The 19,445-nt window shown below is 37.8% G+C and carries 17 protein-coding genes; 5 read left to right on the plus strand and 12 right to left on the minus strand.

The window, feature by feature from the left end:
* Positions 1-3 precede the first annotated feature (3 nt).
* From ABXZ32_RS13540 to ABXZ32_RS13560, 5 genes are all read right to left on the minus strand, one after another.
* On the minus strand, positions 4-165 hold the full coding sequence (locus tag ABXZ32_RS13540; RefSeq protein WP_354619222.1) for a DUF1328 family protein: 162 nt from the start codon (positions 163-165) through the stop codon (positions 4-6).
* Between the two features lie 261 nt (positions 166-426).
* Complete coding sequence (locus ABXZ32_RS13545) at positions 427-1,134, minus strand: SOS response-associated peptidase (RefSeq protein ID WP_354619223.1); 708 nt, start codon at positions 1,132-1,134, stop codon at positions 427-429.
* Positions 1,135-1,200: 66 nt separating this feature from the next.
* The gene (locus ABXZ32_RS13550) at positions 1,201-1,650 is read right to left on the minus strand and encodes a ferritin-like domain-containing protein (RefSeq protein WP_354619224.1); all 450 of its coding nucleotides are present in this window, start codon (positions 1,648-1,650) and stop codon (positions 1,201-1,203) included.
* Between the two features lie 76 nt (positions 1,651-1,726).
* Positions 1,727-2,041, minus strand: a complete 315-nt coding sequence (locus ABXZ32_RS13555; RefSeq protein WP_354619225.1) for a hypothetical protein — start codon at positions 2,039-2,041, stop codon at positions 1,727-1,729.
* A gap of 56 nt (positions 2,042-2,097) precedes the next feature.
* Positions 2,098-2,469: a hypothetical protein gene (locus tag ABXZ32_RS13560; RefSeq protein ID WP_354619226.1), complete on the minus strand. Its 372-nt coding sequence runs from the start codon at positions 2,467-2,469 to the stop codon at positions 2,098-2,100.
* A 306-nt stretch (positions 2,470-2,775) separates the two neighbouring features.
* On the opposite strand from ABXZ32_RS13560, the gene ABXZ32_RS13565 reads away from it, so the two are divergent.
* A complete protein-coding gene (locus ABXZ32_RS13565) occupies positions 2,776-2,949 on the plus strand; it encodes a hypothetical protein (RefSeq protein ID WP_354619227.1) in 174 nt (57 codons plus the stop codon).
* A 105-nt stretch (positions 2,950-3,054) separates the two neighbouring features.
* Here ABXZ32_RS13565 and ABXZ32_RS13570 read toward each other — a convergent pair whose 3' ends face one another.
* On the minus strand, positions 3,055-3,660 hold the full coding sequence (locus ABXZ32_RS13570) for a nitroreductase family protein (RefSeq protein WP_354619228.1): 606 nt from the start codon (positions 3,658-3,660) through the stop codon (positions 3,055-3,057).
* Between the two features lie 380 nt (positions 3,661-4,040).
* On the opposite strand from ABXZ32_RS13570, the gene ABXZ32_RS13575 reads away from it, so the two are divergent.
* A complete protein-coding gene (locus ABXZ32_RS13575; protein ID WP_354619229.1) occupies positions 4,041-7,769 on the plus strand; it encodes a ShlB/FhaC/HecB family hemolysin secretion/activation protein in 3,729 nt (1,242 codons plus the stop codon).
* A 92-nt stretch (positions 7,770-7,861) separates the two neighbouring features.
* Here the strand turns inward: ABXZ32_RS13575 and ABXZ32_RS13580 are convergent, their stop codons facing one another.
* From ABXZ32_RS13580 to ABXZ32_RS13590, 3 genes are all read right to left on the minus strand, one after another.
* Positions 7,862-8,890: an AI-2E family transporter gene (locus ABXZ32_RS13580; protein ID WP_354619230.1), complete on the minus strand. Its 1,029-nt coding sequence runs from the start codon at positions 8,888-8,890 to the stop codon at positions 7,862-7,864.
* Positions 8,891-8,956: 66 nt separating this feature from the next.
* A complete protein-coding gene (locus ABXZ32_RS13585; protein WP_354619231.1) occupies positions 8,957-11,800 on the minus strand; it encodes a PAS domain S-box protein in 2,844 nt (947 codons plus the stop codon).
* Positions 11,801-12,050: 250 nt separating this feature from the next.
* Entirely contained in the window at positions 12,051-12,638 is a 588-nt protein-coding gene (locus ABXZ32_RS13590) for a TetR family transcriptional regulator (protein WP_354619232.1), read from the minus strand.
* Positions 12,639-12,877: 239 nt separating this feature from the next.
* Between ABXZ32_RS13590 and ABXZ32_RS13595 the strand changes: the two genes are divergently transcribed.
* The 3 genes from ABXZ32_RS13595 (at position 12,878) to ABXZ32_RS13605 (ending at position 14,827) form a co-directional block, all read left to right on the plus strand.
* Positions 12,878-13,078, plus strand: coding sequence for a hypothetical protein (locus tag ABXZ32_RS13595; protein WP_354619233.1), 201 nt, complete (start codon positions 12,878-12,880; stop codon positions 13,076-13,078).
* Positions 13,079-13,166: 88 nt separating this feature from the next.
* On the plus strand, positions 13,167-13,898 hold the full coding sequence (locus ABXZ32_RS13600; protein ID WP_354619234.1) for an NUDIX hydrolase: 732 nt from the start codon (positions 13,167-13,169) through the stop codon (positions 13,896-13,898).
* Between the two features lie 62 nt (positions 13,899-13,960).
* Entirely contained in the window at positions 13,961-14,827 is an 867-nt protein-coding gene (locus tag ABXZ32_RS13605; protein WP_354619235.1) for a sugar phosphate isomerase/epimerase family protein, read from the plus strand.
* A 285-nt stretch (positions 14,828-15,112) separates the two neighbouring features.
* On the opposite strand, the gene ABXZ32_RS13610 is transcribed toward ABXZ32_RS13605, so the two are convergent.
* From ABXZ32_RS13610 to ABXZ32_RS13620, 3 genes are all read right to left on the minus strand, one after another.
* Positions 15,113-15,658, minus strand: coding sequence for a hypothetical protein (locus ABXZ32_RS13610; protein WP_354619236.1), 546 nt, complete (start codon positions 15,656-15,658; stop codon positions 15,113-15,115).
* A 471-nt stretch (positions 15,659-16,129) separates the two neighbouring features.
* Entirely contained in the window at positions 16,130-16,309 is a 180-nt protein-coding gene (locus ABXZ32_RS13615) for a hypothetical protein (RefSeq protein WP_354619237.1), read from the minus strand.
* Positions 16,310-16,311: 2 nt separating this feature from the next.
* Positions 16,312-19,443 carry an efflux RND transporter permease subunit gene (locus ABXZ32_RS13620; protein WP_354619238.1) on the minus strand — a complete coding sequence of 1,044 codons (3,132 nt, stop codon included), beginning with the start codon at positions 19,441-19,443 and terminating at the stop codon, positions 16,312-16,314.
* Positions 19,444-19,445: the final 2 nt, after the last annotated feature.

Consider the following 19,445-nt stretch of genomic DNA (forward strand, 5'->3'; position numbering starts at 1 on the left):
TGGTTAGATTTTTTTTCTACCTGTAATCAAGGAGATTACAAATAGTATAATAAAAATAAAAAATAGGATTTTTGCAATACCGGCTGCTCCCGCAGCTATACCTCCAAATCCGAAAACTGCTGCTATAATAGCAAGAATTACGAATGTTACTGTCCAACGTAGCATAATATTTGTTTTTAGTGATTAGTAAAATATTTTCTTGGGAAAATCTTTCTATCTCCCCGTTATTCAAAGATCAAAAACTCTGGGCGATAGTCCTGATCCTATCCGATTAAATTTTAGCTCATTAACCCTTTGTGATAGGCGAAGATTAAATTTATGAAGAGAAGCAGGGGTAGGGGGTACGACAATAAAATGAAGTGAAACTTTTGGAGTGATGGAACTTTTATGGATTGGGTATTCCATAAAAGTTTTGTTGGGGTAATACTAATAAGGAACTGGTAGCGTTGCATAAAAGACCGGATCCAGCATGCTCTTGAAATTAATGTTCCTATAATAAAACTCTTTGGCAATTGGGAATGCGGTAAAAGTGGATCTATTGTTCCTTTCTATTAAGGTATCCAAGTCAGAATTCGTGAGTTTATGATCTAACCAATCTGCCTTATGCTCCATGGGAATAATCAAAGGGGCGTTTGGACTTAAATTATGAATATCTTGGGAGATCCCATTTATTCCTTTCCCAACCAAAATGCTAGTGGTTAAAAATCCATCATATAACGAAGTATATAAACCACCAATCATAAAAGGTTTGTTTTTTGGAAGATGAACATAATAAGGATATAGTTCGCCCTTGTGTAAATGTGTGACAAAATACCCAGTCACAACAATTAAGCATCTTTTGTGGCCATTTCCATTCAGCGGTAAAGTGGTGTTGCTTAATTTATCTATTGGGGTGTTAAGTGTATTTTCAATTTGTTGAAAGGTTTCCCAATCGCCGGTATAATTATTTGGCAACATACCCCAAATAGCGAAATTTACCTGGTTCTGATTATCTTCAGTGATAACCGATAAAAGTTCCTCATCCAATCCGTTAATAACGGGACTAGGTAAATGAAGTCTTGGATATTTTAGGGTAACGCCAAATTCATTTTCTATATCATTTCGTGTTGCAGTATTTGATACCTTATAATACATAGAGAATAAATTAGTTAGAAATAGAATTCATTGTGTTGGTTTAACAACCTTATTCACCAGTGGGATTTAATCCACATCTGCCAAAACCTTGGCTGTTTCTAAATTGGAAAGTATGATATTTTTTTGTTTGGTAAGAATGCTTGAGGTGGTGGGGGGCAGGTCTTTATCACCAAAAACTTCCTCGTATTCATTTAACGCAGATTTTTCGATTTTTAGGGCCTCTTCCAACATGGCCTCATCATTATCAATGGATATTGTCGACTTAACATCCATCCAAGCTCGGTGTACAGTGGCAGCGGTGCTTCCACCTTTTTCAACCGATTGCCCAAACCTTCTGAGCTCTTCTTTTAATTCGTATCCGAAGTCATATCGTTCTTTTGATTTTTTAGCAAAATAAGTTTTCAAGTTGGGATGTTTTGAATTTCCTGCAGCTTTCAAAAATCCTTTTTCAGCATCAAAGGTCTTTTCTAAAAGGGTGTTCAATTTTCTTGCTACGTCCTCTGTATATGTACCCATGTGTGAATTGTTTAAAGCAAACATCAATTAATGTTTTTAGTCCCTAATGATTGTGTATTGAGATACTAAAAATTCATTAGAAGGCAACTTTGTTCCTATTCCTAAGTTCAATTACTTTTGACTTTAAATTAGTAGTCGAGGTTTTCTCATTATTGTAGCTGTTGCTATAGCTAAATCCCAAGGAATCGCCAATAAAGTTTTGCTTAGCAGAAATTCTTGAATCGTGTATCCTTGTTTTCTCTGATCTGGACTTCTGATCCTGTACCATATACATATCATCCAACTCATCAAAATCAACCTCAGGCTCAAAGAATTTCTCTAAGAGAATAAATAAGATGAGGCCAAGTGCAAAACCGCAAATAAAAATGGAAAGTATTTGAATAGTGTTCATGATCTGTTTATTTAATTGATAATTGCTTTTTTAAAACTACTACAGTTAACTTGTTTCTAATTTTGAATGATATATAGGTTAGACCCTAATGCTTTTTCGTAATGGAACAATAAGTTCTCCACTTCCTCCTTTAATCGGAATATCTGATTACTCCAAGTTGAATTATCATTTGCCATTGGATCCAATTCTCCAACACTGCGCATAATACTTTCTCCGTTTAAATCCATTATATCCGGTTGGTCCGTGTACTTTTTGTTGTTCGGATTCAAAAAGAATGAAGCGCTTACGAAACAGTACACTTCGATCTCATTTTTAAATTCTTCTACCAGTCTATTTTTTTTTAAAACATCCCCAGATTCATCCGACAATTCTTCCAAGAGAAATCTAAATCTGTGGTGGCAGGCTGATAGGGTCTCTATGTAATCCATACGCATTCCAATTTTAAGAACAGTTACTACCGGCTAACCAATTGATTTTTTAGGTATTTGTCTTAGGACAAAGTTAATTGAGGGAAATGGGCAGAAGGTGCTCATTTAGATTTAAGATTGACGCAATCATCTTGAGAAGGGAAGTGTTTAAAAGAATTAAATTTTGAATGATTTGCATTAATATAAACCTTGAAATCGCCTTATTTTTGATCATATAATCGATATAATCAGGGATAGGCCGGATTTAGCAGAATTGTAAAAACAATGGGTTTGGCTTAAATTTTAATAATTTTTTAATCAAAATATATGCAAGAGAAAGAAAATGACACTGAAACCGAATTTATTAAAGAGGAAGATAATAATACCCAGCAATTCATTCTTCAAAAGAATTCAAAAACAAAAATAGCGGCCATTATAATTACTGTTTTTCTTGTAGTACTAGTTATAGGAATTATAGCATCAGGCTTGTTTATTGGATAGGGGTCTTAATAATAAATGATCCTAAGTGAAGCACTTGGCGTTTCGTACTAATTAAAGTTACGGGCGCCTTTTTTTTTGAAGAAGAAATGCGAACGCTCGTTCCGCTTAGGACACCCATTTTTTGTGAAAGGCAAAATTTTCCTGAGGCATTCTAACTCTGTCTCTAGTCTCATCCTCTTGTAAATCCGGTGATAAACTTTCCATATCACCACCGTAATATCCTAAAGCAACTGCTGTACTTATATGAAACCCCTTAGGAACATCAAACTCCGTTTCAGCTTTTTTCCAATCAACTCCTGCCATTTGATGCAGGGCGATTCCTAAATATTGAGCTTGTACAGTCATGTTTCCCAGGCTCAGGCCCAGGTCTTGTAAGGCATGAAAATTTTCATTTTCGTTCTGATCTTTTTCTTTGAAGGCAGTCAACAGTAAGGTAGGTGCATTTGACGCCCATTGCTTATTAAATTCACTTAAACAGTCAAAAATTTTATCGTAAGCCTCTGTACCCTTATTGGCATATATGAATCGCCAAGGCTGTTCATTATTGCTACTTGCAGCCCATCTAGCGGCTTCAAATATTTTTTTTAAACTTCCATCGGAAATATATTCATCCCTAAATGCTCTCGGACTCCATCGCTGTTTTAAGAGTGCAAATATTTCATGTTCTGTATCGGCAATATTGTGTAATCGAACTTGTTCTTCCTCCGTCATTTTAGAATTTCTTTTAGGGTTTCTAATTCAATTCATTCCTTTTAACTACTTATTGTCCGTTTATTGCGGTTGTACTAATAATAAAGACCAAAGGTCCCTTATTGAGAGGGACATGAAGCCAATTTTCATATTGTTTATTATTGGCAAATTTATAAAGGTTTTCTTCCAAGTATTGATCCTAAAACTAAAATTATTGATTCTTTCATTACTAATATTACTAACGACGTCAGTTGGTTTAGGAATTTTGATTCGTGTTAAGGAAAAGATCTTTTGAGATAATCCAAGCTCTGGGCTTGGCTTATACTTGCATGTACAGATTTGTGGCTTATCGCAGATTGCCAATAATTGAAAAACAAACAACTAATTCTATACTTTATTTTATGAAATACGTATTCCGAAATCAAATGGTACGCTTCTTCCTTTTTACCTTCCTAACCTGTTTCCTAATTGGTTGTGCGACCTACAGGGAACAAAAAAGCTTAGACCTTACAATAGGTGGTGATACCGAAGAAAAGGCAATGCATACGTTTTACATCGCTGGAGGCCTGGGGAATCTAAAAGAGGGAAAGAAGGAATTGGTTCTGAACCTTTTGAAGGATCAATTGGAAAAAGCTCCGGAAAATAGCACTATGATTTTTACCGGGGACAATCTTTCACCCAAGGAAGATCAGTGGGAATTTGATAAAAAAAGAATAGAGCAGCAAATAGGAATTACGGACAATTTCAAAGGAAAGACCATATTTATGCCGGGGGACTTTGAGTGGAAAAGTTTCGATGCTGATAAAATGGAAAAGGTAGAAGACCTGATCAAAGATAAAGATATAGAGAGGCTTAATGTCTTTCCGGAGAATGCATGTCCGCTGGAAAGGATTGTGCTCAATGATCAATTAGATATGATCCTGATCGATTCCTATTGGTTTGTAAGCAATTGGGATCGGGTAAAAGGTATTAATAGGAAATGTACGGATATTGTTACCCGCAGAAGGTTTGTAGAGGAATTGGAAGGAATGATCAACGATGGGCAGGATAAAAATATTGTAATTGCCATGCACCACCCGATCTTCAGTAATGGGATTTTTGCAGGCAAAGAAACATTTTCAGACCAATTGACACCACTTCCGGTATTGGGAACTGTATTTAATAGAATAGAGGATTGGGCCGGTTTTTCAAATAAAGAACTCAATTCCAGAAGGTACAATTACTTGCGCATAATGGTCTCTGCCTTGGCACAAGATTCGGATAGGATTACGTTGGTTTCGGGGCATGAAGAAAGTTTGCAATATCTTACTGGGGGTGGCATACATCAGATTGTCAGTGGGTCCCTTGGAGGAAAAACAGCTACTAGACGCTCGGAAGATGAAATAATAACCATTGGTGGGTCCTTGGACTATAAAGGACTCTACACCTACGGGGAACCAGGTTTTGCAAAGTTGGAATATTTTAAAGATGGTTCTTCCAAGGTAACCTTTATCACCCAAGATTCAGATTCAGCTTCAAGATCATTTGCAGTTCTACCTAAATTTGAGGAGAAACCAAAGATTGATATCCCTGAAGGCACCACAAAAAAATATGTTCAAGCCTCGGTTTTGGACGGAGAGCAAAAAAAGAATCTGGAAAAAACTGGGTTTTATGAATTTATTTGGGGTGATCGTTACAGGGAGTATTTTGGGAAGGAGGTCACTGCTAAAGTAGTTAGTCTGGACACCTTATATGGGGGGCTCAAAGTTACTCAGGAAGGTGGTGGTCATCAATCTTTTTCCTTGCGCTTGGAGGATAAGAACGGGAAGGAATACGCAATGAGATCCTTAAGAAAAAATGCCTTAAAGTTTTTAAAGTTTAAAGTAAAGGGCATTGCTTATGAGGCAGAGGATTATAAGGGCACATTGACCGAAGAGGTGATTTCCGATTTTTTCACAACAGCCCATCCTTACATTCAATTGGCCATCAGCCCTATGGCCAGAAAAGTAGATGTAAACCATGCAAGCCCAGAGTTATTCTACGTACCGAAACAAAAAAGTTTGGGAGATCTGAATGCTACCTATGGGGATGAGCTTTATTATATAGAGGAACGTCCTTCGGACATGCATAAAAATTATGTGGGCTATAACCAGGCCAATCCGGAAAAATCTGGACGTATTCCAGATTTTGAAAGTACCACTGATGTCCTGGAAAAATTAAAAAGGGACGAATCCTATGATGTTGAGCAACGAAGCTTCGTTCGTGCACGCATATTTGACATGTTGATAGGGGATTGGGATCGACACCAAGACCAATGGCGATGGGCCGAATATGAGCTGGAATCGGGAGACAAACGATTTTTGCCTATTCCCCGAGATAGGGATGGTGCGTTTACAAAATTTGATGGGGTTGCTTTTCCGATTATCAAATGGTTCGTTCCAAAGGCCAGATTTTGGCAATCCTATGGTGAAGATTTAAACGATGTGCCTTGGTTTATGGCGCAAGGAAATAGCTTGGATAGGGCTTTTGTCACAAAATTTGGCGCCGATGTATGGACGGAGGAAGCAGAATTTATTCAGCAACAATTGACCAAGGAGGTTATCGATGCTGCCTTTTTAAGGTTGCCTAAGGAAGTACAGGATAGTACCTCCCAAGGCATTAAAAATAGTTTGATAGGCCGTTTGGCCAATTTAAAGGAGATGGCCACGGAATACGGGCAATATCTCAATAAAGTTGTTGCGCTGCACGGTACGGAAAAAGATGATCAAATAACAGTTACTAGATTGCCAGAAGGTAAGACAAAAGTGGTGATTAGAAGGTTACTGAGCGATGAACCAAATGAAGTGATGTTCGATCGAACTTTTGATAGGGCTGAAACCAAGGAATTGTGGATATACGGCTTGGGAGATAAGGATGAATTTATTGTTGAAGGTGATGGTGATGGAGGCGTATTTGTCCGCTTGGTCGGGGGGTATGGAAAGGATACCTATAAGATAAGCAACAAGAAAGCACTAAAGGTTTACGACTGGAAATCTGAAGAATCCGAATTTGAGGACAAAGTGCCATCAAAACAATTGACAAACTCTTATGAAACCAATACCTTCCATTGGCGTCAGTTTACGGAGAACACAAATATGCTTTTGCCAAATGTTGGGTTTAGAACAGACGATGGTCTGTATCTTGGTGCAACCAATGTGTATACGAATAATGGCTTCAATGGCAATCCATTTCGTCAGAAACATACCATTGCAGCCAACTATTACTTTAAGTTTGAGGGGGTAGAACTAAGTTATCAAGGGATCTTTGCCAATATAATTCCAAAGTGGAACTTCGAGGTAGATGGGTATTTCACCAATGATCGGTTTTCCAATAACTATTTCGGAATGGGAAATGAAACTTTTAATCCGGATGATCAGTTGGACAATGATTACAACAGGGCCCGTATGAGGCAAGTTCAATTGAATGCGGGTATAGCGTACAGAACCCTTAAAATAAAAGGACTTTACGAATCCTTTAAGGTGAGTGAAAATGAGAATCGATTTTTCACCCCTGATAATGTAGATCCCAATGTGTTTGACTCACAGGATTATGTTGGGGCAGAGGTATCCGTCGCCTACGACCATGACGATGCGGACGACTTTCCTACGAAAGCTATTTATATGGGGCTTACAGGTGGATATAAAACCAATCTTAATTTAGAGGATAATTCATTTGCCTACGCTGGTATAAAATTTGGGTTTAGTCAGAAAGTAATTCCATCGGGCAATTTGGTCCTTGGTACAATGGCGGAATATAAGACCAATTTTGGAGATGATTTTTTCTTTTATCATGCCCCATCCATAGGAGGCAACAATGGCCTTAGAGGCTTTAGGAATGAGAGGTTCACAGGGAAGTCATACTTTTACCAAAGCTCCGATTTACGCCTGCGTTTAAAAAGGATCGTAACAGCAGTGGCACCTATTACCATAGGAATGTACGGTGGTTTCGATTACGGAAGGGTGTGGATGGATAATGACACCTCCAACCAATGGCATACGTCCCAAGGGGGAGGTTTATGGATCAGTGGTTACCGGTTTCTGGCCTTTAATCTAGGGTTTTTCAATTCCGTGGAAGGAAATATGGTCCAGGTGGGCTTTGGCTTTGGTTTCTAGCCATTTTAAAAAAGAATAGTAATAATAATTTAGATCCCTGTAACCAATACATTTTTGTAAAGGTTACAGGGATTTATGTTTTTATAATATCCTTATAGATGGGTTTTGTCTTCTTTGGATTGTCCGTATTCTATTTTGTAGATTCTCAGTACCACAAGAAATAAACTGATCATTAAAGGCCCGAAAATTAAGCCGATGAATCCAAATAAGGGCACTCCCACGATGACCCCGATCAAGGTAATGAGCGGATGTACATCATCCAACTTACGGAGAACATAAAGCCTAACAATATTATCTGAGGATCCTACTACGATGATGCCATAGAGAAGTATTCCCCAGGCCTGGAAAGGGGTGCCAGTGGATAAGGTCAATAGAAAAACGGGCAAAATCCCAATTAAAGTCCCTACAAAAGGAATAATAGATCCAACGGCAACAATGGTGAACCAGAAAAAGGGGTCTTCTATTTGAAATATAAAAAATCCTATTAAGGCCACAATACCCTGAACAACGGCCACTAAGGGAATCCCCAAAGCATTGCTTTTCACCATCTTCTCACATTCTGTGCTAATAATTTTTAGATTGTCATTGTTGATAGGGATATACTCGAATAACGACTGACGCAACATTCTTCTGTTTGTGAGCATATAAAAAAGCAACAGGTACATGATACCAAGGGAAAGGATTATATTGAAGGTTCCGCCTGCAAAACTGAATAAATTATCCGAGAGCCAAGAAGAGATTTCTGAAGTATCTATGCTTGAGGTGAATTCAAATCCTATTTGAGATTCCCATTTGCTTAAAAGGCCTTCGGTTTTTTTGACAAATTCTTGTGGTTTATTGGTAATTGTACCTACTTTATTACCTAGCATTAGAGCAATTCCTGCAACCGGGACTAAAATACAAAAGAAAGAAAGGAAAAGTAAAAGGGCTGCGGCCCAATCAGCGTTCCAACCTTTTTTAATGAGCGTACCCATAAAGTTCCTTAAAATAAAAAATAGGGTGATGGCACCCAAAACCCCCGATAAGTAAGGGAGCATTTCCCTGAAAATCAAAGTGCCCATGAGCACAATCAAGATAAGGACAAAAATTTGTCTAATTACTTTTGGGTGTATGGAATTCATCCTTGTTTTGGATTAACTTTAATTAGTTGTTGCTTTTATTGAAAACCTCTTCAATCTCATAGTTTTTTATTGTTCCACAGGAATAAAAATATCAAAGGTAACGCCCTTATTTGGCTTTCCTACAGCGCTGATAAAACCATCATGGTTCATAACAATTTTCTTAACGATGGCCAATCCTATTCCTGTTCCCTCATATTCGTTCTTGCCATGCAGTCTCTGGAATACCTCAAAAATTTTATCCTTGTATTCAGAATCGAACCCTATCCCATTATCAGAATAGGAGATATGGCAATACCTTACCTGAGGTATCAGATCAAAATCCTCCATCTCTTCCCCGTTTACTTCCAAACTTGTGATTTTTATGTGGGGGGGAATCCCTGGGATGGAAAATTTAATGGAATTACTTATTAAATTGCTCATGAGCTGTACAAATTGGAAGGGTATGATGGTTACCTCGCACATATCACCAATTTGCATGCTGCCATTCTTTGCATCCAATTTCTCCTTTAAATCTAACTGGGCTTCCTCTATGATATCATTTAAGTTGACCTTCTTGAATTCATTGCCGGTGATATTGGTCCTCGAATAGGATAGGAGATCTTTTATCAAATTCTGCATTCTGTTGGCAGAATCCTGTATGCGTCCGAAATAATTTTTTCCTGAATCGGAAAGGGTATCACGGTCCTTTTCTAGGATTCGGGAAATAAAGGTTTGTATTTTACGGAGGGGTTCTTGGAGGTCATGACTGGAGACATAGGCAAAGGATTGGAGCTCCACGTTCATTTTTTGAAGTTCTTCTATGGAATCTTCCAATTTGTTATTGGACTCCTTTAACATTCGAGTACGTTCCTTTACTTTTTTCTCCAATTCCTTGGAGAACATTTTTTGTTCTTGGATATCTGTACTTGCTCCCACCCAGCGTTGAATTGTACCATATTCATCTTTTTGGGGGCTAGCCTTGCTTAAAATCCAGTGGTAGGATCCATCATATCTCCTAAACCGATGTTCCAAAATAAAATCTTTACCAGTTTTTACGGATTCTAACCATAATCTTAAATTTTCATCCCTATCCTCCGGATGTATGATATCTAACCATCCCAAATCCAATATCTCATCCTGGTTTAAGCCAGTATATTCAAAAACAGCTTTGTTAAAGTAATTTAGGTTGCCATTTGCATCTGAAGTCCAAATTTGCTGTGGCATCGAATCTGCCAATAATCGAAATTTTTGTTCACTTTCCAATAAGGTCTGTTGGCTTATCTTATCCTCGGTGATATCCCTGAGTACCCCTATTAATTTTGTTGGTTTACCTTCATCATCATAATAAATTTTCCCATGGGTCCTAATCCATTTAATTTCTTTGGAAGGAGTGATCAAACGGGCCTCATAAAAATATATGCCTGTATTGAAAGCTTTCTCAAAAGCCTTAAGGACAATAGAATCTATATCATCAGGATGAATTTGTTCCCTCATTTCCTCATGGGATAGATTGGCGGTTCTATCATGACCAAAAATCTCGGCCAATTTGGGGGAGTAAATAATATTTCTTTTGTTCAGGTCCAACTCAAACGTGGCCATCTCAGCAGCTTCAGTGGCAAGCCTTAAACGAGTTTCTGCCTCCTCTATTTTTTTGCGGCTCGTTACTTTTTCAGTGACGTCTATGGTCGTGACGATCAAACCTTCTACAGTATTGTCGGTACTTATTAAGGGAGAATAGTCAATATCCACATAAAGTTTTCGCATCCCATCATTGCCCATAACAAGAGCGAGAGCCTCCTTTTCTTTATAAGGTTTTCCTGTTTCAAGCACCGCGTCCAATAATGCAAGAAATTTTTGATCTATTAATTCTGGGAAAATATCCAAAATTTCCCTTCCCAAAACTTCATCTTCGTTTTTGCGCCAAATGTTATTGATCATGGCTTCATTGGCAAGTTCAACGGTATGCTTTTTTCCTTTAAAAACAGTCATGGGTATGGGCGATTGCATGACCAGATTCCTAAACTTTCTTTCGCTCTCTAAAAGTGAGTGTTTAGCCTTTACCAATTCTGTGACCTCTACGGCAACTCCTATGGTGCCAAAAATTTCACCATCTTCCTTTTTAAGGGCCTGACACATAAGATTGAAGTATCCAATATCGGTATTGCCATATCTGTTGATACTAATTGGAAATTCTGTTCCCTTATAAATTTCCCCAGTGTCGTATACATGTTTTAAAATATCTTCAGTCCCCTTTCTAGCTTCTGGAATGGAATCGAATAAAGGCTTTTCCAATAAATCCTGTTCCTCCATATCTGCCAATTCCAAATAGGCATCGTTGACCATTTCCACAATAAAATCTGGGCCCTTATACACCCCTATACTCACAGGAGCTTGTTTTACAGCAGACCTAAACCGCTCATCAACTTCTTCGGCAATGACTTTTTCCATTATCATAGAGGTAGCTTCATTTGAGGTCACAAAAACTCCTTCCGTATTGCCTTTGGCGCTAATGATCGGACTATAATTTACGGTCCAATAAGCATCCTCCATTTTGCCATTTCTTAAAATTGGAATCAACTGATTTTCTAGATAGATCCCTTTTTGTGTCTCATATACCTCCTTGAATAAGGGCTTTATGAAATCCCAGGCTTCCGGAAAAGTTTCTGATGTAGGTTCGCCTAGAACGGAAAGGTATTTATTGTCCAATCCAAGACTGGGTTTATGGGCGTCGTTAAAAAAACAAAGATATTCTTGCCCCCAAAATATTAACATGGGTTGGTTGGTATGTAAAATGATACTCAAGGATGTACATAGACTTTGTGGCCATGTTTCAATAGGTCCAAGAGGGCTTTTCGTCCAGTCCTTTTCCTTGATCAACCTGCCCATCTCACCACCTTCATTCAAGAAGGATAATTTATTATGATGCGTCATAAACTACAATAATGATACTAGAAGTTTTATACTAAATTCAAAGAAGGGAAATTAGGGAATTAAAGGCAATAGATCATTATAGATGCATGGACAACGAAGAGGTTTTAACATGAATTTAAGATAAAATGACCTTGTGGTATGGTGGTCCTAAAATAGACAGTAATCGTCGAAATTGTTAGGGTTATTATTTTAATCAAATGAGTTAAAATTAATGATTCTCAGCAACTGGTAAAATTTTGAAATCTTAGTTTTAACGATTGCCTAGTCCTAAGAAAATAAAATCGGTCAGCTGCTTTTCAATTTCTATTCTATTGGCTTTTGAATGCTCATCACTTTTGTCTGTAAATTTATCATACAGCCATCTCAACGTAGATAAAAAGGATAATGTAGCTATGTCTGGATCCATGGTTCTGAACTTTCCTTGTTCCATCCCAGCTATAATAATTTCCCTCACTTTCTTATTATATTTCATTTTGAGGTAAATTAATTCGCCGCGTTTTGGTTCATCTAAATTTCTCCATTCATTGACCAATAGGGACAATTCGTATGGTTTTTTTGAAATCATTTGAACATGCACGGAAATGATCAAACGCAATTTCTCTTCTGGAGCATAGGAAGATTCCATAATGAGCTCTATAGACTCCAAAAACTCATTGGAAATATCAAAGAGATAGGTTTCTAACAATGCTTGTTTTGAATCTATGTAATTATAAACATTGGCCACCTTGAAATTTAGTTTTTCAGCGATATCGCGCATTGTTGTTGCTTTATACCCCTTTTCATGAATCAACTTAAGTGACTCTTCAAAAAACTTTTCTTTTTTGGTGCTTCTGCTCATATGATAAAACTCTATTAGTACTATATGCCCTGCTCCTGATAATAACTGTAAAAAACCTCCAAATATTACATGAACATGTGTTCATAAAACGATTAATATGTAAAGGTAGTATGCCAATTGCCAATTATTGTAGTATTTTAAAGCTGGGACATTAAGTATAGGTAAAATACAAAGGGAGGATTTTGATTAAAATCAAGATGGAATGTAACGTAAGAAGATTGTCTTAAAACAAAAAAAATATGACTACAGAAGATGTATATACTACGGTGAGGACCTTAGCCGAATTTAGAGAGTTGTTTGAAGAATCTTTTAAAAAGGCCCAATTGCCCCATGATAAACAGATGTACAATGAGCTGCACAAATATTCTGCTTTGTTGGGTAGCTATATGGAGGGGTTACTGGAAGAAGGAATGTTTCCAACAGATCGTGATCATGGATAGAAGCTAGGAATATATTATTGTCTCATTTTGTGACATTAAATTGTAACTAGTATGGCTTTATTTCTTTTCTTTGGGAAAAAAGAGTAGATTGGCGTTTAAAGAAAACAAGAAACTTCCGCACTTTGAGGAGTATATACCTCATTTGGCTTATGATTCGGTAATCTTCGGATTTAATGGCCGGCAAATTAAAATCTTGTTGTTGGAATACCACAATACCGGTCTTTTTGCCTTACCTGGTGGGTTCGTTAAAAGAAATGAGCATTTGGATGATGCGGTTAAAAGAGGTTTAAAGGGGCGTACGGGTTTAGACAATATTTATTTGGAACAATTCCACACCTTTGGCGATACCACCCGAGCTGCTCCAGAAGTTATGCGAACCATTATTGAGGCCAACAAGATGGAAATAGAAGAAGGCAATTGGCTTTTGGATCGGTTTATTTCCGTCGCATACTACGCCTTGATAAATTATGATGATGTTCATCCCATACCAGATGAGCTTTCAGATTCCATTAATTGGTATGCCATTGACGAACTACCTTCCTTAATGATGGATCACGAAAAAATTGTTGAGAAGGCTCTCAAAACGTTACGGGAAAATCTAGACAAAAAACTGACAGGCACCAATCTTTTACCTCCAAAATTTACCATGAAAGACCTGCAACACCTGTATGAGGCTATTTTAGGCGAAGAATTAAGACGTACCACATTTCAACGTAAAATGTTGGGAACCAATATACTTATGAGGCACGAAAAATTGTTTGGGGGCGGGGCACATAAAGCACCCTATCTATATAGTTTTAAGACAATCGGTGATGGTTAACAAATTACATTCAAAAAACATAAATCCCAGAAATAATTTTAATAATTAGAAACATTTAAACCATGAAAAAAACAGTTAGAATTCTCTCATTAATTGCCCTTTTTATAGCAAATAGCTTTATTGGTAGCGCCCAAGAAAAATTTGGGGGCTTAGCACTTTATACGGTTAGGGACGATATGGGCAAGAATGCCAAAGCTACCCTACAGGCAGTAGCCGATGCTGGATATAAGAATATTGAATCGGCCGGATATGCCGAGGGGAAATTTTACAATCTGACCCCGGCAGATTTCAAGGCGTTACTGAATGAGATTGGTCTGACCCCAATAAGTACGCATCAGGGATCCGTGACCCTAGAGAATGCAGATAGTATGATAGCCGATGTGAAAGCGGCCGGATTTGAATATTTTGTGATACCAGTACCTCCAATGGGCCTCTTTACATTTAATCAGGAGGACAGATCTATGGGTATGACAGGAGGGGCTTCCAATCTTGCCGAAATATTGACTACCCTTGGTAAGAAATGTAGCGAAGCGGGATTGAAGTTATTGTACCATAACCATGATTTTGAATTTGTAAAGGATAAGGATGGCATCGTAACCATTGATTATCTTTTGGAAAACACCGACCCCAAGTTTGTGAACTTTCAAATGGATCTTTTCTGGGTGACCAAAGCAGGTGCCGACCCAATCGCCTATTTTAAGAAATATCCAGGCAGGTTTATTATCTGGCATGTAAAGGATATGGACGAACAGGGCAGGTTTTCTCCCGTTGGCAATGGCACTATTGATTTTGAAAGAATTTTGGCCGAAAAGGAACTCTCGGGAATGAAATATTACATGGTAGAGCAAGATATGACCTTTGACGGATTGAAGCCGTTAGAGGCCATTAAAATAAGTCATAAAGGAATAAAGAAAATAGGGTTTAACTAGCCGTTAATACCATTTGTTCTTCATTTGCAATTAAATGGAATTAACCAATAAAAGCTGCTTGGGTATTTGAATTCAAATAGCTTTAAGAAATTGAGCACTCTAATTTATATAATCAAATACCCCACAACTTCGGTTGTGGGATATTTTTATTTCCATAATGCTGGACAAACGTTTCGGTATTGGGTATTTTCTTTTCGGTTGCCTTAATAGCGGTGCATTTAACCTTTAAAATTAAAGGGAAAGGCCATAATAGAAAAAAAAAGATTCAATAAAGTTTCCTAAAATCTAAAATGTAATATTCACAAAGGGGAGTACAGGGCTGGTGTACACGCTTTCATCTTCCTTATACAATAAATTGTACTTGGCACCAACCGATATTTTTTCGGTAATATTTAATCCCGCCCCTATAAATAATGCCGAGTCCCAATATGTTTCTTTTACTTCACCAGTGGGAGTTTCTGTTTTGGTAGATACATTCAACTCCACAAATTCGATTAAGGTGGTCAATTTCTTGATAGGAGTGTACTGGGTTATGATATTGCCCCCAAAGGTAGTAGTGTTCTGTAAATCTTTGATCGCGGCATAACTCCCTTGAAGTCCAGCTCCAAAAGCGACTTTATTGCTTACGTTATATATTAAATTGGGTGATAAACTAATATTGGTGCCACCTACAAAGTTGAGGCCAAAGCCCATCCCAAATTTCAATTTATTTGGCTCTTTTGCAGTACTATCAATTACTTCAATGTTAGTGACCTGTGAGAACGTACTTTCACTCATTAGCAATATTCCTATGATTACTAAAGATTTTAGTATAGATTCTACTATTTTCATGTGTATTGGTTTAAAGTTTAGTCACTTGTAAAATACGTATTTTTTTGGTTTTATTTAACATTATGGCAACTATCAATTGTCACATTTAAGTCTGTATGCTCTTTTACCTAATTAATACGTTGTCGTTTACTTTATCTTTTTGCAAATGGGTCAATAGAAATCCCAATCTTGAAATAGCCAGTAGGATCCTGACTATTTTTATAAATAAAGTTATTACTAGGTTTCCCTTTTTCTGTCAATCGATTACTGATGAAATTTTGAATTCCACCTTGGAATGTAGTTATCAAATAATCACTTAATCTATGTTCGTAGATTATCCCGGATTTTATTTCCAGTTGGCTGTATTCAAAGGTATTAATGAAATTAGAGTTTTCAACATTTATATAAAAACCAGATGAACCAAAACTACTGCCAATTGAAAAACGACCATTTTCTTTAAAGCCTCACTACAGCAACTAATTATAAGTCGCCTCACTTTTTAATCGTGGACAGGAGGGAGGTTATAATCAATCCCATTCCCAAACCTAGAAGCATACATCCTACGAAGGCTAGTGGAGATTGCTGAAGAAAGAAAAATCCTGCACCTATTCCAATTAGAAGTCCTCCTCCCGTAGCATAGGAATTTTTATCATTATTTAGTTTGTCACCCATAATTAGTGAGTTGTTTGAACTTTCATTGTAGCAATTTTCTTAGCTTGTTCTTTCGCTACTGTTCGCTTGATATCGCCTTTCCAAATGTCCATTACAACATACATCACGGGTACAATGATTACTGTAAATATCAAGGAACTGCTCAAGCCTCCAATCAGTACCATGGCCAAACCATTTTTCCATTCGGCCCCAGCCCCAGAAGCAAATGCAATTGGAAACATTGCAATTACCATGGCAATGGTGGTCATAAGGATAGGGCGTAATCTTGATAGTCCTGCGTTTACTACAGCTTCTAAACTGTTCATACCATCTTTTTTGAATTGGTTTGCGGCATCAACAATTAAAATAGCATTCTTGATTACAAGTCCCACCAGCATGATCAACCCTAAGAAGGTGAATACCCCTAAACTCTCTTGGAACAAGGCAAGGATCAAAAATGCTCCAATCATAGCTGTGGGCACAGAAAACATGACCACTAAAGGATAGGCATAGGATTCGTATAATGCCACCATAATCAAATACACCAAGACTATGGACATTAATAAGGCCAGTCCCAAACTTGCAAAAGCTTCTGTCTGACTTTCTAAATCTCCGCCCATTTCAAAATTTACGCCTTCGGGCAATTCCATATTCTCCAAGGCTACCTGTACTTCTTGGGAAACTGTACCTACAGGCCTCCCTACTACTTGTGCTCCAACACTTACACTATTACGCTTATTGTCTCGTTGCAGCTTAGATGGGCCTGTAGATTGATCTACACTGGCGAATTGCTGAAGTTCAATGAGCTCCCCAGTTGTATTTAAAAAAGTCACCTTTTTAATATCATCTATATTTTGGCGATCAAATTGGTCCAACTTTACATTGATGTCGTATTCATTCTCACCGTCGCGAAATTTATATTGTGTATTTCCAGCAAATGCATTTTGCATTGTATTACCCACAGTACTCATAGTAAGATTAAGTGCGGCCATCTTATCACGGTCTACCGTAATGGCAACTTCCGGATTTCCACCTTTAGCAGAAAGCTCTACTTCACGTGTACTATTTACACCTTCTATGGTCATCTTTACATTTTGAGCTACATCCATCAATTGATCAATATTGCTTCCGGTCAAAAGAACCTGAATAGGCCCTGCTGTACTACCACCTACCATTCCAACGGCAGCCGTCTTGAATTTTACTCCAGGAATATTTTTGGTCAATTTTGCTTTTATGTCTCTGGCAAATTGTTCTGATGTTATCGAACGTGCTTCGGGACTAATCATTTTAGCATTGATTTGAGCTAGGTTTGATGAATTACCACCACCACCAGAACCTGTTCCTACGGTAGAGAAAACGGATGACACAATGTTATCTTTAAGCAAAATGTCCTCTACGGCTAGAGTGGCCAAATTGGTTTCTTCTATGGTAGATTCCTTTGTAAGTTCAAGTTCCACGATAAATTCGCCGTTGTCACCGTTTTTTACAAATTCACTTCCTATGAAGCCGAATGCCAGTAACGATAAGGAGGATATAACCAAGGCCAATAGGGTATAGGCAGTTACGCGCTTGTGTGATAGGGTCCATTGTAATATTTCCCTGTATATATTATTTACACCGGTCAAAAACTTTTCAAAAGCAATTAAAGGTCGGTGTATAAACTTCTCTTTTCTTAGTGTTATCACCTCTGAAAAATTGGCAGATAATAATGGCGTCAAAGTAAATGAAACTACTAATGAAATAGCTGTTGCAAAGGCAACAACCACAGCAAACTGCTTTAATAGATCCGCGATCAATCCGGTTACGAAGGTGATGGGTAGAAATACGGCAATTAAAACAAGGGTTATTGACATTACCGAAAGCCCGATTTTCTTCCAACTTTCCATGGCCGCTTCCATTCTGGTTTTTCCCTTTTCCATTTCGGCATGTATTTGTTCCAGGACTACGATACTATCATCAACAAGAATACCAACTACCAAGGACAGTCCCAATAAGGTCATTAAATTAAGGGTGTAGCCCAATTGGTTCATGGCGATGAAGGTTGCTACAATAGAAACAGGAATGGAGACCATGACAATGATGGAGTCTTTCCAACTTCTTAAAAAGAACAGCATGATAATGGCAACCAAACCTACTGCAAGCATAAGATCAAATATTACAGCATCTGCAGCTTCCAGGGTAAAGACCGAACTATCTTGAGCAACGGCAATTTTTAAATTCTTGTCCGCATATTCGGATTCTATTTTGGAAATTTCCTTTTTAATATCTTCTGCTACTTGTACGGTGTTGCCATCGCTTTGTTTGGAAATGGTCAACCCAATAGAGCTAATTCCGTCTATTCTCGAAATTGTTGTTACGTCTTTGGTCGTATCATATACTTCTGCGATGTCTTCAATCTTTACGCTGGAACCCATTCCTGTACTGATGTCCAACCCTTTGATATCCTCAACATTTCTAAATTTTCCAGAAAGACGTACTGTTACTTGTTGCTTGTCATTCTTAATATTTCCGGTTGGGAAGTCCAGGTTCGCAGCAGATATAGCTTGGGTCACCTGTAAAATACTCAGTCCATAAGCTTTCAATTTATCCCTGTCGACATTCACTCGAATTTCACGTTCATTACCTCCAATTACTTGAACCCGAGCTACACCTTCAATACGTGAAAGAGTTTCCTTAATATCGTTCTCAACCAAATCGTTAAACTCAGTGATATCCATTTCCGAAGAAACCCCTAAACGCATAATTGGTAAATCGTCAAAGGAGAACTGGTCAACACTGGGCTGATTTACTTGGTCTGGCAGTTGCCCAACTATATTGTTAACTTTACGTTGCGCATCCTGTAAGGCTTTATCAACATCGGCATTGTAGGTAAGCTCTACATTTACAATGGATATCCCTTCTTGGGAAGTAGACGTTATACTTTTTACACCTTCAATGGCACTAACTGCGTCCTCAATATTTGTGGTTACCGAGTTTTCAACTTCGGAAGGCGAAGCACCAGGATATACAGTACTGATCGATATTTGTGGAGATGTAATTTTAGGCAATAATTCATAGCCTAAACTCGTATAGCTTATGATGCCCAAAAGAGCAATAATGGTGAAGATGACAACGGCTAGCGTTGGTCTTTTTACGGAAAGTTCAGTGATTGTCATAG

The sequence above is a fragment of the Sediminicola luteus genome, from assembly GCF_040566555.1.
Lineage (GTDB): Bacteria > Bacteroidota > Bacteroidia > Flavobacteriales > Flavobacteriaceae > Sediminicola.